The sequence below is a fragment of the Staphylococcus sp. FSL K6-0223 genome (assembly GCF_038008285.1).
On record NZ_JBBOYX010000001.1, the window covers coordinates 1,438,181 to 1,454,282 of the forward strand.

Consider the following 16,102-nt stretch of genomic DNA (forward strand, 5'->3'; position numbering starts at 1 on the left):
CACCGTCTTACTATGTCAACAGTGGCTTTTATTTAAATTCATACTAATGGACTATACACTATTTATCAAAAGGATGATCCTCATTGATTAAAATGCGTTCTATGAGTTTGGTTCTTCCATTTTTATCTAAATCTATAATAACACCTGAAAGTACACTTCTACCATTATCAGGCACTACATGTCGTTGTGGTAAACTTGTAATAAAACGCTTAATAACTTCCTCGCGATTAATCCCTAGTATTCCATCATAATAACCAGTCATACCTACATCTGTAATATAGCCTGTACCATTGGGCAAAATACGCTCATCAGATGTTTGAATATGAGTATGTGTGCCTACAACAGCGCTGACTCTTCCATCTAAATACCAACCCATTGCATTTTTCTCTGAAGTAGTTTCTGCATGAAAATCTACAAAAATATAATTAGTTTCTTTTTTAGCTTCTTCAATCAATTGATCTGCTTTTTTAAATGGATCATCAATATCTTGCATAAATGAACGTCCTTGCAAGTTAATGATGGCAACTTTAATATCATTAACCTGAATAAAACGCATGCCAACACCTGGCGCTTCACTCGGAAAATTAGCAGGTCTTATCATTCTTTTAGCATCATCAATAAAGTCATAAATTTCTCTTTGACCATAAGTATGATTACCCATTGTCATAAAATCCACGCCATCTCTAAGCAATTGTTTATATAATTTTTCAGTTAAACCTTTTCCATGAGCAGCATTTTCTGCATTAACAATGCTCAACGTAGGCTTATAAGCTTGCTTTAATTTAGGCAAATATTCAGCAATGGTATTTCTCCCTACTTTTCCTACGATATCTCCAATAAATAAAATTCGCATTAATGTTCATCCTCTCACAATATAGTGTAATTGAAATAACTATATAATTAAAGGTAGAGTTTCATATTTTTTAAAATTACACAGTCTTAACTTTAGCATGCATACAGCATATGTTATTATAATATTATAAAAATTTAGGAGTTGTATAATTAAATGTCTATTAATATCGATCCAGAAAAATTTGCAGAACTAGTTGTAAAAGCAAACCCATCAAAATCAGAAGATGCAGAAGATATGGCCAAAGAAAGCTTAGAATTATATATTAACGCATACCGTTTAGCAGAAAGATATTCTAATATTGCTACAAATTGTTATGATACAGCTGAAATTCTTTCTGAAATCAAAAAAACTGATTTACAACTTAAATAATGAAAAACCTGAGACATTTTAAACATGTCTCAGGTTTTTTAGTACTCAGTGAGTCCCTATTTAATTTTAAAAATTACTTCGCATACTCTACTGCTCTAGTCTCTCTAACAACTGTCACTTTAATATGTCCTGGATATTGTAATTCTTCTTCAATTTGATTTTTTATATCTCTAGCTAATCGGTAAGATTTTAAATCATCTATTTCTTCAGGAGAAACAATAACTCTAATCTCTCTACCAGCTTGAATTGCGAACGCTTTTTCAACACCTTCATAACTTTCTGAAAGAGTTTCTAAGCGTTCTAATCTACGAATATAATTTTCAAGTGTTTCTTTACGTGCTCCTGGACGCGCGGCCGATAATGCATCTGCAGCAGCTACTAGAATTGAAATTATAGATGTTGGTTCAACATCTCCATGATGTGAATGAATCGCATTAATAACAATTTCAACTTCACCGTATTTTTTAGCTAATTCAACACCAATTTCAACATGGCTACCTTCAACTTCATGATCAATTGCTTTACCTACATCATGTAGTAATCCAGCTCTTTTTGCTAAACTAACATCCTCGCCTAATTCAGCAGCTAACATTCCAGAAAGATGTGCGACTTCCATAGAATGTTTTAAGACATTTTGGCCGTAACTTGTTCTATAGTTTAAACGACCTAAAATTTTCACTAAATCTGGATGCATATTGTGAACATTGATTTCAAATGTTGCTTGTTCACCTGCATCCCTAATGATGTCATCTACTTCTTTTCTAGCTTTGTCTACCATTTCTTCGATACGACCTGGATGAATTCTTCCATCAGAGACTAAATTCACTAATGCAGTCCTAGCGATTTCACGTCTAATAGGATCAAATCCAGATAAAATCACTGCTTCAGGAGTATCATCAATAATCAAGTCGATACCTGTTAACGTTTCTAAAGTACGAATATTTCTACCTTCTCTACCAATAATTCGACCTTTCATCTCATCATTTGGTAAATTGACTACTGAAACAGTAGATTCCGTTGTATGATCAGCAGCTAATCTTTGTACAGTAGTAGCTAACAATTCTTTTGCTGTTTTGTTAACTTTTTCTTTAGCTTCTCTTTCTTTTTCCTTAACAAGCACTGCAATATCTTGTGACAGTTCTTCTTCCACTCTATGAAGTTGTTCATTAACTGCTTCCTCTTGAGTGAGACCGGAGATGCGTTCTAATTCTTGTTCATGCTTCATTATTAACGTCTGAACACTACTCTCTTTTGCATCTACTTGTTGTTGTCTTTCTTCAATTTTGGATTCTTTTTGATCTAAAATCTCATCTTTTTTATCCAATAATTCTGATTTACGATCTAAATTTTCCTCTTTTTGAAGATTTCGGGCTTCTTGTCTTTGAAGCTCACTACGTCTTTCACGTAGCTCTGTTTCAACTTGTTCTCTAATGATTTGATTTTCTTCTTTTGCCTCTAATAATTTCTCTTTTTTGATATTATCTGCTTCTTTTTGTCCTTGTTTGATAATATCATTAGCAGTTTGTCTAGCTTGAATTTGCTTTTGATGTAATATATTTCGGGCTAAAAAATACCCTACAACAACCCCTAGAATAATCCCCAGCAAAATGAGTAGGAGGTCTAATAAATTCACATAAACACCTCCTTTTTCTAGGTATTTGCTTGTATATTAAAATCTCTATGATTTTTTATAAATTGTATAAATAATATACATATTAATTGTACGTTTATGTACTCAGTAGTGTCAAGATATGAAATTTCACTTCAATTTCACTACACATACTTATAAAAGAAAGAGAGTGACATTGAATTCATTTCGAACTCATCATTCACTCTCACACAAAATAATTTTAATATTTTTAAGTATATTCTAGTTAAAGCATTAAAAATTTAACATTATTCTTCATCAAATAATGTTTGTGATGATTTATCTTCATTTTCTTCAACATCACCATCGAAAATGCCTAATTTTTCACGTAATTTGCGATCGATTTCATCTTTAATTTGAGGGTTTTCTTTAAGATATGTTTTAACATTTTCCTTACCTTGACCCATTCTCTCACCATTATATGAGTACCAAGCACCAGATTTATCGACAATATCATTTTCTACACCTAAGTCAATTAATTCGCCCTCTTTTGAAATACCTTGACCATACATGATATCTACTTCAGCAATTCTAAATGGTGGTGCTACTTTATTTTTAACAACTTTAATTTTAGTTCTGTTACCTACAATATCTTGACCTTGTTTTAATTGTTCTGCACGACGCACTTCTAAACGTACTGAGCTATAGAATTTTAATGCTCTACCACCTGGTGTAGTTTCTGGATTACCAAACATTACTCCAACTTTTTCACGAATTTGATTAATAAATATAGCTGTAGTATTTGATTTTGAAATTGCACCTGAAAGTTTACGCAAAGCTTGAGACATTAAACGTGCTTGAAGACCAACATGTGTATCTCCCATTTCACCTTCAATTTCAGCTTTAGGAGTCAAAGCAGCAACTGAGTCTACAACAACAATGTCAACTGCTCCACTTCTTACGAAAGCTTCTGCTATTTCTAAACCTTGTTCACCATGGTCGGGTTGAGAAAGATATAAATTATCTATATCAACACCTAATGCTTCAGCATATACTGGATCAAGTGCATGTTCAGCATCGATAAACGCAGCAACGCCTCCATTTTTTTGTACTTCAGCAATGGCATGAAGTGCTACTGTTGTTTTACCGGAACTTTCAGGACCATATATTTCAATAATTCTTCCTTTAGGATAACCACCTACACCTAGTGCATTATCTAAAGTAACTGAACCACTTGATACACTAGATACACGACGACCTTTATTATCGCCTAATTTCATTACTGCACCCTTACCAAAGGATTTTTCCATATTTTTTATAACTGTATCTAAAGCTTTTTGACGATCATTATCCAAAGCGAAACCTCCTATATGAGATAGTTATCTATTTAATATTATATATATATTATACTCTTAACCATATTCAAACACAAGTATTTTGCGAATATTTGTTCGTATAAGAAGAGAACAATGAATACAAAATCGAACAAATGTGCCCGAAAATTATAACCATTTTTTAATTTAAGTACATTTTAGTGCCAATTTAATAATCTTATTAATACATAATTTTGACTTCTGTTGGGTAGTATATTTCTTGATTGTGTTATCTTAAATGTAGTCATTTTAAAATCATCTTTTGTATTAATTGCTAGATAAACTTCCTCTTTCTCATGTAATATTGCTATACCCATTTCAGTTTTATATAAATCTTTTACATATGAAGAGGCGTCTCTTAATTGCATTTCAATACTTGAATGATGATTTAAAAATATATCATTATCTGGTAATATTCCTTTTAATATATTTTGTTTATCAAAGCGTTTTAAACGAGTATAAATCGCTCCATCCGTTACCCCGTCATATATACTTACTGTAGAATTCATTTGTTCCATTACAGATTGTTCTAACAATGTGTCATCTGAACCATAATAAAATTGACCAATTCGTTCTAGTATTTCTTCTTTTATAGGTTGAATCAATGTTTTACATTCACTTTGTGTAGAAGCATTTGCTGTTAATCTAATATATACTTCATGTTTCCCTGCTAACGGAGCTATCGTAGGATTAGTTTGTTTTTCAATTAAATCCATAAGTTCTGTTTCAACTTTCGATTCTCCAATTCCTGCAAATCTCAGTTGCTCTGAAAAAATAGTATTGTCATTATCTATAAGTAATGGAAGCAACTCATTTTTAGCCATAGGTTGCATTTCACTCGGAGGACCAGGTAACAGAATTACTTTTTTATTATCCATTTCAATAAACATACCTGGAGCCATACCATAATGATTTTTTAATACTTTCGCTCCCTCTACTACAAGTGCTTGTTGTTTATTATTAGGTGTCATTTCTTGCCCTTGTTCTTTGAAAAAATCTTCAATATAATTTAATGCTTCTTCATTAGTCACTAAGTTTTTATTTAATACTTTTGCTACTGTCTGTTTAGTTAAATCGTCTTTAGTTGGGCCCAATCCACCAGTGAGCACTAATGTGTCAAATCTTTTTAGTCCTTCTCTAATAATAAATTCTAAACGATCAGGATTATCACCGATAACTGTATGTTCAACTATATTCTTTCCAATTTGATTGAAAAGTTTTGATAAATATTGGCCATTTGTATTTGCTATTTGACCTAATAATAATTCTGAACCTACTGCTATGATAGATATATTCATATGTCCCTCTCCCTTATATAGTCTTAATTCATATTTTATACTTAATCTATTATATAATCTAAAAAATAACTCAAAAAAATGAGAGTCATTTTATGCGACTCTCATTACATTTCACTTTATTTGATTATACTTTTATTGCTTAAACACATCTCTACCTTTATAGAAATATTCAATTCCTGATAATATTGTAAAGAATACGCCAATGTATAATAATACTTGTCCTAATTGGAATCCAATCCAGTTTGAGAATAAATCACCAAGTAAAATCCAAATAATTGCTACCATTGTAACAGCTGTTTTAATTTTACCTAATTGGCCTGCTGCACTCACAAATCCTTGTTCAATTTGAAGTAAACGTAAACCTGTAACCGCAAACTCACGAGCAATGATAATAATTGCTACAACTGAATTAGTTAGCCCTAATTGAACCATAACAATAAGAGCACTAGAAACTAATAATTTATCCGCTAATGGATCTAAAAACTTACCCATATTTGTCACAAGTTGCCATTTTCTTGCTAAATAACCATCTAAAAAATCACTTAAAGAAGCTACAATAAAAATAATAGCAGCAATAAGTTGCTCTATTCTTATGTCATATCCACCTAATATAGATACACTTCCAAAACCAAAGTTTACTAGAGCAAATAATATAAATACTGGAATCAAAATCACTCTAAAAACTGTAATCTGGTTAGGTATATTCATTTTAATACCTCATTTCTTAATTTATATGTATATTATATTAATAATACTGCTAATACCCACATAATAAAAGTAATAATTATAACAATACTAATCATAATCAATAATTGAATAGGTTCTTTATTTTTAGTACGATATTCGGGCACTTCGTTGTGTCGATAATGATGTAAAAGTGTATCGAGTTGATTATGTTGATTAGGAATTTCTTCATGATGCACTTTAATGAGTTGATTTACATCCATATTAACTACACTTGCATAACGTCTAATAAAACCTTCAGCGTAATCCACTTTGGCAAGTTGATCAAATTTATTCTCTTCAATATATTTTAACGTTTCTCGCTTTAATTGTGTACGTTGTTCTAATTCTGTTAATGTCATTCCTAATCTTTCTCTTCTACCTTTTAAGGTTTCACCAATTGTTTTCACTTTTGACGCCTCCACCTTCATTACTCAAAAAAACCGAAGCCACCGCCAAACACATCTTCTCCAAAATCTAATGTGTTTTTGCTTTTAATTGCTTGTTGTTTAACTTGTTGTTTCATGTGATCATATTCAATTTTTTGATTCTCATGTTCACGTAGCTCGATAATATAATCAAAATCATCGATGCTATATTGATTTGTTTCTATAAATAAATCTGGATGCTCAACTACTTTTATTGACGGTAAAGTCATCACTTCTTCAACTAACTGTTGATGTTTAGGATTTGTTTCTCTAGCAGTTACCGCACCATCAATAATATAAACATGATTAGCATCATATTCACCTTTTATAAGAGAACTACGAACTGTCTGTTTAATTAATGTTGAACTTATAAATAGCCATCGTTTATGCGCACAGACACTACCTGCGACAATCGATTCTGTTTTTCCAACACGAGGCATCCCTCTAATACCTATTAATTTATGACCATCTTCTTTAAATAATTCTGCTAAAAAGTCGACAAGTAAACCTAAATCTTCACGTTCAAAACGAAATGTTTTTTTGTCACCAGCATCTTGTTCAATATAGCGACCATGACGCACTGCTAAACGATCACGTAACTCTGGAATTCTTAACTTTGTTATTTCTATTTCTTTCAATTCATGAATGATATTTTCAAAACGTGTGACTTTTTCAAGACTATCTGTCTTAATAAGTAATCCACGACGCCCTTGATCAACACCATTTATAGTAATAATACTAATTCCTAACATACCAAGTAAACTCGATACGTCGCCTAAAAGTCCAGCCCGATTAACAATTATCTCGTATTCTAAATACCATTCCTTTTTTTTAGCAACAGTCATCTAACCAACCCCTTGTTTAAATACAATTTGAAATATTCCCCTTATATAATTAAATTTATTATATCATTGATTATAAAAAACGAATCGTCAAATCTGCATTTAAAATTTAGGATACTTTTTAAATATACCAACCACCATTAACCTTTTGGACTGTTCCTGTAATACTCTTAGCATTAGGATGGCATAAATAAGCACACACATGTGCTACTTCTTGTGGAGCTATCATTCTTTGTTGTGGTAGTTCAGATAAGATAACTGCTTTGTCTTCATCACTGAATGCTTTAGCCATACGTCCTGAAACAAAACCAGGTGCTATAGCATTCACAGTGACATTCGTCAATGCTAGCTCTTGACTGAGGGCCTTTACAAATCCAATTTGAGCACTTTTCATTGCTGAATAAATAGTTTCCATACTTGCTCCCGTCTCGCCCCAAATTGATGAGATAACAATAATTCTACCATTTGTACTTTTTCTCAATAGGTCTATGAAATATCGACAGCATCGAATCAACTGTTTGACATGAATATGATAACATTCATCTATCTCTTTATCTTTCATATCTTGTAGCATGCCATATAATGATGTACCACTACTATAAATTAAACAGTCTAACTGTTTTATATGACTAAATATATCATTTAAATCAATATCATGAGTCAAATCCATTTGAATGAATTCTACGGCTTCACCTTTATACTTTTTTTCTAAGGATGAAATATCAGATTGATAATATTGAAGTACTACTTCATATCCCTCTTTTAATAAACGATCTACAATCGCACTACCAATACTACCAGAACCACCAAATACTAATGCCTTCATATTTAATCTATCTCCAAACGGCTATCAACAAGACGATCAATATTTAGATATTGTTTAGCAGTTTCATTAATACTATCTAAAGTAATATTTTCTACAATATCTAACATATCAAATACACTTACACCCTCAAAATACAATTTTGCATATTGATTTGCAATATATTCTGGGGAATTCAAACTAGAGATAAATTCACCAATAAACTGCTTCTTCAATAATTCAAACGCTTCTGAATCTTTTAAGTTTCCTCTATATTTCTTTAATTCAGTAAGTAACCTATCCTTTAATTGATCTGGTTCATGAGTAGCACTTGTAATAATTGAGAAACTATAAGTAGGTTCAAGAACAAATTGATATCCAAATGAATCATCAATTAAATCATCATTAAGAAGAGATTGATAGAAATCTGTTTCTTCACCGAATACGAGTTCAAAAAATAAAGTCATTTCTAAATCTCTTTGAACATATTTCTCAGGTGCTTCATCCAAAGGTTCATTTTTAAACCCTAGCATTAAACGTGGAGACTGTAATTTCATTTTTTCAGATATAAATGATTGAACTACTTCATTTGGTTCTTTTATTGCTCCTCTTTGAATAGAAGGTTGATTTGTTTTATGACGACGATTTTCATGTTCTTCAATAACATTACAAATACGTTTAGGATCCACATCTCCTACGACAAATAATACCATATTGGATGGATGATAAAACGTTTCATAACATAAGTATAAATCATCTTTAGTGATACTATAAATACTCTCAACACTACCTGCAATATCTACTTTAATTGGATGATGATGATACATTGCACGTAATGTATTGAACATAATTTTATATCCTGGTTGTTCTTGATACATTTTAATTTCTTCAGCAATAATTCCTTTTTCTTTGTCTACTGTTTCTTTTGAAAAATAGGGTGTTTCTACCATATCAAGTAAACGTAGAATATTACGTTCAACTTGATCAGTTGCACTAAACAAATAACTCGTACGATCAAAACTTGTAAATGCATTGACTTGAGCATTATCATTGGCAAATGCAGTAAATAAATCTTCATCATCGTCTTTTTCAAATAACTTATGCTCTAAAAAATGTGCTACTCCATCTGGTACAGTCACATATTGATCTTTATGATGAGGTTTAAATGTATTATCCAACGAACCAAATTGAGTTGTATAGGTCACATATGTTTTTTGAAATCCTTTTTTAGGAATTACAAATAAGCGTAATCCATTATTTAGTTCATGTTTATAGACGCGTTCATCAATTAATTCATAATATTGTTCTTGCACTATGATTGACCTCCTTTCGTTAATACATATATCGTATCTAAATAGGCTTGATTTGCCATTTTAACGACATCTTCTTTAGTCACTTTATTAATTAATTCCATGTATTCTTTATCTGATTGAGGCTGATTTAAAAGTAGTTGATTTTGCATGACTTCAATAATACCTTTAGGTCTATCTGCAATTTCTTGTCGTTGTGAAATGATAATTTTTTTAGCTAATGCTAATTTTTCTTCAGAGAAATCTCCTACTTTAAACTTCTCGAATTCTTCAATAATTGTATTTTTTGCAATATCGTATTTTTCAACAGATACACCACTTAATACAAATAAATAGCCATTTTTTCCATCTAATTGCGAATGAATAGAATAAGCTAGACTTTGTTTTTCACGTACTTCATTAAATAGTACTGAAGAAGGATCACCGCCAAACATAGTATTTAATACGACAAGTGCATAGTAATCTTCGTTTCCATAATGAGTTGGAAAACGATAACCTAAATTTAATTTAGCTTGGTCAACGGTATCTTTTTCAATGATTGTTTCAGTAGATTGGGCGGTACAGTCAGTATTTACATTATGATTAAAGTCAAACGTCGTTGAGCTAAGACTAAATGAATTTTCTATGAGTGATGTAACTTCTTTTTCATTTACATTTCCCACTACATACACTGAACACATGTCATTATTTATCATAGATTTATATGTATCATACAAACTTTCATTTGTAATACGCGCAATATTTTCTATTTGACCTATAGCTAAATAACGATAAGCTTCATTTTTGAACATATATTTTAATAAATTAATAAATGAATATTGCGCTTTATTGTCAATCATCGCTTCTATTTTTTTATGTAATAATGATTTTTCTTGAGTAACAAATGTAGAGTTGAATGAATTATTCTCAACAAGTGGATTCATGATGACTTCTTTTAATAAATTCAAACCTTTTTCAAATAATGGTGTAGTATCTTTAAGATAACGTTCATTTACAATTTCTAAAGAAATAGTAATGACATGTTTATCTTTAAATTTAGAAACAAAGCTATTAATATAAGCTCCATAAAGCTCTGATAATTGTTTATTAAATGATTTATCTGTTGGCCATTTTTTTGTGGCACGAACCAATACTTTACTTAGTAATGAACGAGCAGTAATTGTTTCGTAATCAAGTGGTGCCATAAATTTAAATGTGATCATCGTTGTTTTAAATTTCTCAGTTGGAAGAATATCAATATGTATTTGATGATTAGTATGTTGTTTCAAAATAATCAATCACTCCTTTACCTGTTATTAAATTTTTGTGCGTGTTAATTTAAACTTCACTAGGCTACTTTTTATATAATTTAATGAGTATAAAATAGGTTTACCCATTTCATCATAATGGACAACCTTTAATAACATTAATCCCTCATGTGGTTCAGCATTCAATATGCTAGAAATATGAGGTTCATAACTGATTGCTTCAATTTCAGTTTCAGCAGAAGCTACCTTATGCCCAGTATTAAGTTCAATTGCATTAAGCATCGATCCATCACTTTCTTGATATTCGGTACAAGTTAAATGATGTTCAGCAATCTTATCTAAACAATAAATAACTGGATGATGATTCGCAGTACGTAGTCTTTCAATAATTGTTATAGGCTGCTTATCTTCAATATCTAACATTTTTGCATCTAATAAAGAAGCGGGTTGCTGCTCTAAACTCAAATATTCTGTACTTGCTTCATATCCCGCTTTTTTAATCATTTCACTAATACTAAATAATTTATTTAAAGGATAATAAAAGGGCTGTAGAGCCTTTATACTTGTTCCTTCTTCAAAATTATCAGTTAAAACTTGTTCAATAATAAGTTCTCCAATCGCTTCATAGACATCATCTGTTTTAACGTTAACTTCTCTAGCAATGGATAAATTGCTAGGAAGTTTATCACCAGGTTTTAAAGAATGATTTTTTATTTTTTTAAAAATATATTCTTTTACTTTAAAAACTGAGTTCAATTCAGTCATACTCACACCTCTTCATTCTCAAAATCTATTAAAACTTGTCTTGGTTTACTGCCTTTTTGTGGACCAATAACATTATTTCTCTCTAAATCGTCCATTAATCTTGATGCACGATTATATCCAATTCTGAATTGTCTTTGTAAAAGCGACGTACTTGCTTTTTGTTTCTCAATTACAAAAGCGTATGCATCATCATATAGTGCATCTTCACTTTTCATTTCTGATTTCTCTACAGGAGCATCAGGTTCCATTTCTTTTACGTAATTTGCTTTTTGTTGTTCAACTACATAATTTACAACTTCTTGTACTTCTTGATCACTTAAAAATGCACCTTGAACACGTGTCTGTGTGGATTCACCATTACCAACATAAAGCATGTCGCCTTTGCCTAATAATTTCTCTGCTCCTCCAGAGCCTATGATTGTTCTAGAGTCTGTTTGTGAACTTACAGCAAATGCAATTCTTGAAGGGATATTATTTTTAATAATCCCCGTGATAACATCTACAGAAGGACGTTGTGTTGCTACAATTAAATGTATACCGGCTGCACGGGCCATTTGTGTGATACGCTGTATTGCATTTTCAACTTCTTTTCCTGCCACCATCATTAAATCTGCTAATTCATCAACAATGACAACGATATAAGGAAGTTCTGATTGCTTTTCATCAAGTTCTTCATTTTGACGTCTTATAAATTGATTGTATCCTTCAATGTTTCTAGTAGACGAATGTTGAAATAAATCGTAACGACGTTCCATTTCAGCTACAATTTTCTCTAATGCCTGTGATGCTTTATGAGGATTTGTTACTACAGGTATTAATAAATGTGGAACACCATTATATACATTTAATTCTACCATTTTAGGATCAATTAACATTAATTTTACCTCGTGTGGCTTAGCGTTTAATAAAATGCTCGTAATAATACCGTTGATACATACTGACTTACCACTACCTGTAGAACCAGCCACTAATAAGTGAGGTGTTTCATTCAATTCAATAGTCATTGGTTCTCCGGAGATGTCTCGTCCTAAACCGACTTCTAATTTATTTTTTGCTGGAAACTTAGATTCTAAAACTTCTTTTAGCGTAACTAAAGAAATTTTATCATTTGGAACCTCAATGCCTACAGCTGAACGTCCAGGTATAGGCGCTTCAATACGAATGTCCTTCGCAGCAAGTGCTAAAGCTATATCATTATGTAAATTAACGATTTTATTTACTTTAACACCTTGAGCTGGTTGAACTTCATATTGAGTGACAGCCGGTCCAATTTTAATTTGAGTCACTTTAGCATTAACTCCAAAATTTTTCATGGTTGATTCTAATATTTGACCTTTACGTTGTACTTCAGCTCTTGAAGTTGTCGTTTGTTTTGTTGGCTGTTTAAGTAATGATAAAGGAGGAATGTGATAAGCTACATTGCCAACTTCCCCCGCTTCTATGATCGAACTATTATTCGTATCGTTATCATTAGAGACGTGTTTTATTTTATCTTTTTTCATAGAATTTGATGCAGACACATGCGTAGGTTCTTTATCTTGATGGTCCATGTCAAATTGACGTTTTTTACGTTTAGGTCGTACTTTTTCTTCATCCGTTGCTGCATGATGGCTATATATAGGAATATCTTCATGTTGCTGTTTCACTTCTGGGAAGTCACTCACATCTTTCATGACTTCATCTTTCCTTTGTTGTTCTTCTAATTCTCTTTGGTGTGCCAATGCTTGACGCTGTTCTTCTTTTTCACGTAATCGTTCTTCTCTTCTAATTTTATTTGCTTCTCTTTTTTCTTTTAAAGTAGATGAGGCACTCTGAGTAGAACGTTTAAAATAATCAATTGTGTTTCTCGCCACATCTCTATGATGTAATTTTAGTAATAAGATAAAACTTGATATCAGTAAAATCAAAGTCACAATGATAATCCCAGCAATAGAGATTAAAGGTACAAATAATTTTAATAAATAAAAGCCAATAATACCTCCACCGAAATTTGGAAAATGAGTATGTTCATAAGATTTATAAACGTAAGACAATACCGGTTCTCTTTTCGCAACTTCTCCTTTAGAAAAATAATAAATGAGTTGAGAAACAATCAGTAATACAAATTGTAATAAAATGAGACCGAATGTACGACGTGTTTTTGGAAAATGTCTTTGCATTGCAATATAAATCGTAATTAAACTTACTAAAATATATGTAAGGTAACGACTTGCGCCAAATAAATAATTGAAAAAGCTATCAATCATTCTACCAAAAAGCCCTAATTGAAATATTCCTAAAATAGATATAATCACAATTACAATAGCAATAATATACCTTACAGAACTATCTGTTTTTTGTTGCTTTTTCTTTTTAGTTTGGCGTGCTTTCGTTTTCGACTTTGAATTGGTTTTTCTAGTCGTTGTTTTTTTCTTAGTTCGTGGCAAATGTTACACCTTCTTTTATTTTTAATTATAATAATGACATTTTCAAAAATATAAAAAAATGTAAGTTATGTTTTAGAGTTAAAAGTATGAAAGAGGTTGAGACAATATGTATCACATAGACTCTTAAGCCCATTTTTAAATAATTAAAAATAAATGAGTCAAATCATCTTTTAAAATTATAGAGTTCACTATAAAAGTTAGGGTAAATGTCTTATCTTTTATATACTTTCAATTTAATACATCAATGAATCTATAAATAAGAATGATAAACGTTTATATTTTTAATTATTTTATAAAAGTGATATTGTCCCGACCTCTTTATTAAATGTATATCTTTTAAATTTCAGAAATAACTGGAATAATCATTGGGCGACGTTTTGTACTTTCGAATAAAAGCTTGCTAATTTGGTCGCGCATATTTTGTTTAATTTCAGACCACTCTATACGTTTTTCTTGTAGTCCAGCTTCCACAATTTCTCGAACTTTATCTTCCGCTTCTTGCATTAATTCTTCACTTTCACGTACGTAAACGAATCCGCGTGATTGAATTTCAGGTCCAGCAGCTATACGTCTATTTTTAGGGTCTAATGTTACTACTGCAATAAAGATACCATCTTCTGCAAGAAGATGACGATCTCTTAACACAATATTTCCAACGTCTCCTACACCTATACCATCGATGAGAATATTACCTGAATTTACTTTTTCATTTAATACCATGTGTGAGCCATCGAAATGAATCACATCCCCTTTTTCGACAAGGAAAATCTTTTCAGGTGCAACGCCTGCTTCATTTGCTAATTTTGCATGCGCAATTTGCATTTTAAATTCACCTTGAACAGGAATAAAGTATTCAGGTTTCATAATATTAATCATCATTTTTAATTCTTCCATACAACCATGACTAGAGGCATGAATTTTTTTATTATTTGGAATAATATGTGCACCTGCTCGAACAAGTTCATTTAACGTATTGGCTATAATAACTTCCATATTTGCTGAAGCAGTGATGGCTAAATAAACTGAATCGCCTTCTTCAATATTTAAAATCTTATGTTTATGTTGGGCCATTTGACTCAACGCTTCAATAGGTTCGCCTTCCATACCTGTTGCTATAATAACGACTTCATTTTTAGGATAGTTTTCAACTTCATTGATTGGAAGCAATAAATCTTTAGGAATATCAAAATATCCCATTTTGCGTGCAGTATTAAATGAACTTTCAAGAGATTTTCCTAAGAAAGATACTTTACGATTTAATTTACTAGCAACATTTAATACTTGTTGAATTCTAATAAAATTCGATGCATAGCATGAAACAATTAAACGACCTTTTACTTTAGCAAATGCATCATAAATATGCGATTCTATGACATTTTCTGGAGTATTATAACCAGGTTTTTCTGCTTCAGTTGAATCACTAATCAAAGCAAAAACACCTTCTTCTCCAATTTCAGCCATGCGTTTCATATCAGGAGCATAATGCCCTTGTAAACTTTGGTCAAATTTAAATTCACCTGTATATACAATTGAACCGTGTGAAGTATGAATACAGATACCTAAACTATCTGGAATACTATGTGATGTATTAAAGAAAGTAATATTGACGTTTTTAAATCTCATCACTGAATCATGATTTACAGTATAATATCGTACTTTTTTCTTTATATTTCTTTCTTTGATACTTTCTTTAACTAAAGCTAAAGTAAGTTTTGAACCATAAATTGGTGCATCAACTTGCTCTAAAATATAACTCACTGCACCAATTGCATGTTCATGACCATGACTTAAAAATATCCCTTTTAATTTATCTTTGTTTTCTACTACATATTGGATGTCAGGAATAACAATATCTACTCCTAACATTTCATCTTCAGGAAACATTAATCCTGCATCTAACATAAACATCTCATCGTCTACTTCGACGATATACATATTTTTAGCGATTTCGCCTACGCCCCCAAGTGGAATAATGCGAATATCGTCATTCTTTTTCTTTACTAAACTCAAAATGTTACCTCCTATAATTAATTCCCGTCCATATAAACTCATAATTTATTATAATTTAATTTACGAAG

13 protein-coding genes and 2 pseudogenes are annotated in these 16,102 nt (G+C 31.2%); 1 reads left to right on the top strand and 14 read right to left on the bottom strand.

Features of this window, described 5'->3' with window-relative positions; genetic code table 11:
* Positions 1-58 precede the first annotated feature (58 nt).
* Positions 59-853: a TIGR00282 family metallophosphoesterase gene (locus MHI13_RS07105; protein WP_017174625.1), complete on the bottom strand. Its 795-nt coding sequence runs from the start codon at positions 851-853 to the stop codon at positions 59-61.
* A 153-nt stretch (positions 854-1,006) separates the two neighbouring features.
* On the opposite strand from MHI13_RS07105, the gene MHI13_RS07110 reads away from it, so the two are divergent.
* Complete coding sequence (locus MHI13_RS07110) at positions 1,007-1,222, top strand: hypothetical protein (protein ID WP_002448781.1); 216 nt, start codon at positions 1,007-1,009, stop codon at positions 1,220-1,222.
* 73 nt (positions 1,223-1,295) lie between these two features.
* Here the strand turns inward: MHI13_RS07110 and rny are convergent, their stop codons facing one another.
* The 13 genes and pseudogenes from rny to rnjB all read right to left on the bottom strand — a co-directional run bounded on the left by rny (position 1,296) and on the right by rnjB (position 16,034).
* Complete coding sequence (rny, locus tag MHI13_RS07115; RefSeq protein ID WP_054105464.1) at positions 1,296-2,855, bottom strand: ribonuclease Y; 1,560 nt, start codon at positions 2,853-2,855, stop codon at positions 1,296-1,298.
* A 263-nt stretch (positions 2,856-3,118) separates the two neighbouring features.
* On the bottom strand, positions 3,119-4,165 hold the full coding sequence (recA, locus tag MHI13_RS07120; protein WP_002448773.1) for a recombinase RecA: 1,047 nt from the start codon (positions 4,163-4,165) through the stop codon (positions 3,119-3,121).
* Between the two features lie 176 nt (positions 4,166-4,341).
* A complete protein-coding gene (locus MHI13_RS07125) occupies positions 4,342-5,481 on the bottom strand; it encodes a CinA family nicotinamide mononucleotide deamidase-related protein (protein WP_019835105.1) in 1,140 nt (379 codons plus the stop codon).
* Between the two features lie 132 nt (positions 5,482-5,613).
* Complete coding sequence (pgsA, locus tag MHI13_RS07130) at positions 5,614-6,189, bottom strand: CDP-diacylglycerol--glycerol-3-phosphate 3-phosphatidyltransferase (protein WP_145422970.1); 576 nt, start codon at positions 6,187-6,189, stop codon at positions 5,614-5,616.
* A gap of 32 nt (positions 6,190-6,221) precedes the next feature.
* Positions 6,222-6,614 carry a helix-turn-helix domain-containing protein gene (locus tag MHI13_RS07135; RefSeq protein ID WP_017174622.1) on the bottom strand — a complete coding sequence of 131 codons (393 nt, stop codon included), beginning with the start codon at positions 6,612-6,614 and terminating at the stop codon, positions 6,222-6,224.
* A gap of 20 nt (positions 6,615-6,634) precedes the next feature.
* Positions 6,635-7,477 (bottom strand): DUF3388 domain-containing protein, encoded by an 843-nt coding sequence (locus MHI13_RS07140; protein WP_002448864.1) that lies wholly within the window; start codon positions 7,475-7,477, stop codon positions 6,635-6,637.
* Between the two features lie 118 nt (positions 7,478-7,595).
* A complete protein-coding gene (gene ymfI / locus MHI13_RS07145; RefSeq protein WP_019835106.1) occupies positions 7,596-8,300 on the bottom strand; it encodes an elongation factor P 5-aminopentanone reductase in 705 nt (234 codons plus the stop codon).
* A 2-nt stretch (positions 8,301-8,302) separates the two neighbouring features.
* Positions 8,303-9,589: an EF-P 5-aminopentanol modification-associated protein YfmH gene (gene yfmH / locus MHI13_RS07150; RefSeq protein ID WP_048762404.1), complete on the bottom strand. Its 1,287-nt coding sequence runs from the start codon at positions 9,587-9,589 to the stop codon at positions 8,303-8,305.
* Positions 9,589-10,788, bottom strand: a complete 1,200-nt coding sequence (yfmF, locus tag MHI13_RS07155) for an EF-P 5-aminopentanol modification-associated protein YfmF (RefSeq protein ID WP_372584749.1) — start codon at positions 10,786-10,788, stop codon at positions 9,589-9,591. The genes yfmH and yfmF overlap by 1 nt, the downstream gene beginning before the upstream one ends.
* A gap of 93 nt (positions 10,789-10,881) precedes the next feature.
* Positions 10,882-11,598, bottom strand: a complete 717-nt coding sequence (locus MHI13_RS07160) for a GntR family transcriptional regulator (protein ID WP_048762400.1) — start codon at positions 11,596-11,598, stop codon at positions 10,882-10,884.
* A 2-nt stretch (positions 11,599-11,600) separates the two neighbouring features.
* A pseudogene (locus tag MHI13_RS07165) lies at positions 11,601-13,274 on the bottom strand (DNA translocase FtsK); the annotation flags it as partial.
* Between the two features lie 77 nt (positions 13,275-13,351).
* Positions 13,352-14,024: pseudogene (locus MHI13_RS23465) on the bottom strand (cell division protein FtsK); the annotation flags it as partial.
* 336 nt (positions 14,025-14,360) lie between these two features.
* Positions 14,361-16,034: a ribonuclease J2 gene (rnjB, locus tag MHI13_RS07170; protein WP_017174616.1), complete on the bottom strand. Its 1,674-nt coding sequence runs from the start codon at positions 16,032-16,034 to the stop codon at positions 14,361-14,363.
* Between the last annotated feature and the right edge of the window lie 68 nt (positions 16,035-16,102).

What these genes read in the sequence shown, in the direction of transcription:
- MHI13_RS07105 (WP_017174625.1), bottom strand. Translation starts at nt 853, where the DNA reads ATGCGAATTTTATTTATTGGAGATATCGTAGGAAAAGTAGGGAGAAAT.
- MHI13_RS07110 (WP_002448781.1), top strand. Translation starts at nt 1,007, where the DNA reads ATGTCTATTAATATCGATCCAGAAAAATTTGCAGAACTAGTTGTAAAA.
- MHI13_RS07125 (WP_019835105.1), bottom strand. Translation starts at nt 5,481, where the DNA reads ATGAATATATCTATCATAGCAGTAGGTTCAGAATTATTATTAGGTCAA.
- pgsA (WP_145422970.1), bottom strand. Translation starts at nt 6,189, where the DNA reads ATGAATATACCTAACCAGATTACAGTTTTTAGAGTGATTTTGATTCCA.
- MHI13_RS07140 (WP_002448864.1), bottom strand. Translation starts at nt 7,477, where the DNA reads ATGACTGTTGCTAAAAAAAAGGAATGGTATTTAGAATACGAGATAATT.
- ymfI (WP_019835106.1), bottom strand. Translation starts at nt 8,300, where the DNA reads ATGAAGGCATTAGTATTTGGTGGTTCTGGTAGTATTGGTAGTGCGATT.
- yfmF (WP_372584749.1), bottom strand. Translation starts at nt 10,788, where the DNA reads ATGATCACATTTAAATTTATGGCACCACTTGATTACGAAACAATTACT.
- MHI13_RS07160 (WP_048762400.1), bottom strand. Translation starts at nt 11,598, where the DNA reads ATGACTGAATTGAACTCAGTTTTTAAAGTAAAAGAATATATTTTTAAA.